This is a genomic window from Methylobacterium sp. B4 (assembly GCF_003201865.1).
Lineage (GTDB): Bacteria > Pseudomonadota > Alphaproteobacteria > Rhizobiales > Beijerinckiaceae > Methylobacterium.
Genome location: NZ_QJJJ01000053.1, coordinates 1 through 1,474, shown reverse-complemented (window position 1 = coordinate 1,474; position 1,474 = coordinate 1). Strand labels below are relative to the sequence as shown.

Annotated in this window: 1 protein-coding gene; it reads left to right on the top strand. The window is 67.4% G+C overall.

The annotated features are described in order from the left end of the window. Positions 1-60: 60 nt before the first annotated feature. On the top strand, positions 61-1,395 hold the full coding sequence (locus BY998_RS23810; RefSeq protein WP_110354158.1) for an IS1182-like element ISMdi6 family transposase: 1,335 nt from the start codon (positions 61-63) through the stop codon (positions 1,393-1,395). The last annotated feature ends 79 nt before the right edge of the window (positions 1,396-1,474 follow it).

The window sequence follows — 1,474 nt, the reverse complement described above, 5'->3', positions numbered from 1 at the left end:
CTAGGAGCCTGTCCGAGTAATCCTCTCGACGGCGAGGCTGGGGGGTGATTCACTCGGCTCATGGCCAAGGTGTTTCGCTCCTGGAACGTCGATCAGGGTTGGCTGCTGCCGCCCTCGCTGCACGAGTTCGTGCCACCCGGGCACATGGCGCACTTCGTCCGCGATACGGTGCGAGAGGCGCTCGACCTCTCGGCCATTCTCGACACCTACACGGAGGAGCGTGGATACCCGCCCTACCATCCCGGCATGATGGTGGCCCTGCTTCTCTACGGCTACAGCCGCGGCCTGTACTCGTCGCGTCAGCTCGCCCGGGCCTGCGAGGAGCGGATCGATGTCATGGCGGTGACCGGCCTGAACCGCCCGGACTTCCGCACCATCGCCGACTTCCGCAAGCGCCACCTTGTGGCCCTGTCGGACCTGTTCGTGCAGGTGCTGCGGCTGTGTCGGGCGGCCGGTTTGGTCGAGTTTGCTCACGTGGCGGTGGATGGCACCAAGCTGAAGGCCAACGCCTCGCGCCACAAAGCGATGAGCTACGGGCGGATGAAGACGGCCGAGCCCGTCTTGGCCGCCGAGGTCCAAGCGTGGCTGGAACGGGCGCGCGAGGCTGACGCGGCCGAGGATCAGGCTCACGGCGTGGACCGGCGCGGCGACGAGACGCCGGACTGGATGGCCGATAAGCAGCGACGGCTGGAAGCCATCCGCGCCGCCAAGGCCGCGCTGGAAGCGGAGGCGGCCGACCCGCCCGATCCGGAGGACGAGAACGGGCCGGGTGCCTCGTCGGGCATGCGTTGGCAGGGTCGGCCACTGCGCGGGGAAGATGGCGGTCCGCCAGACCGGGCGCAGCGCAACTTCACCGACCCGGACAGCCGGATCCTGCCTACGCGTGATGGCTTCGTGCAGGGCTACAACGGTCAGATCGCGGTCGATGCCGCGCATCAGGTGATCCTCGCGCACCGCCTCGTGACCAACTCGGCCGACTACCGCGCTCTCGTGCCACTTGTGGACGGGGTCCGCGCCCATCTCGGGCGAAAGCCGCGGGAGGTCTCGGGCGATGCCGGCTTTGCCAACGAGGCGAACCTCGTTGCGCTCCAGGAGCGGGGTATCACGGGCTACCTTGCTCCGGGCCGGGCGCGTCATGGCGAGGCGGACGCGGCCGGCCGTCGGAGGCTGACCAAGATGCCGTTGATGAGCGCGATGGCTGCCCGCCTGAAGCGGGCTGGCCGCCGTAGCCGCTACCGCCTCAGAAAGCAGGTGGTCGAACCCGTGTTCGGGCAAATCAAGCAGGCCAGAGGCTTCCGACAGTTCCTGCTCCGCGGTCTCGATCAAGTCCGGAGCGAATGGGCGATGATCTGCACCGCCCATAACCTCCTAAAACTGGCACAGGCCAGGAGTTAAACCCGCAGCAAACCATCTGACCGTCGAAATCCCCATGCCAATCTCGACACGCGAACCCGTTACTCGGACGGGCTCCTAG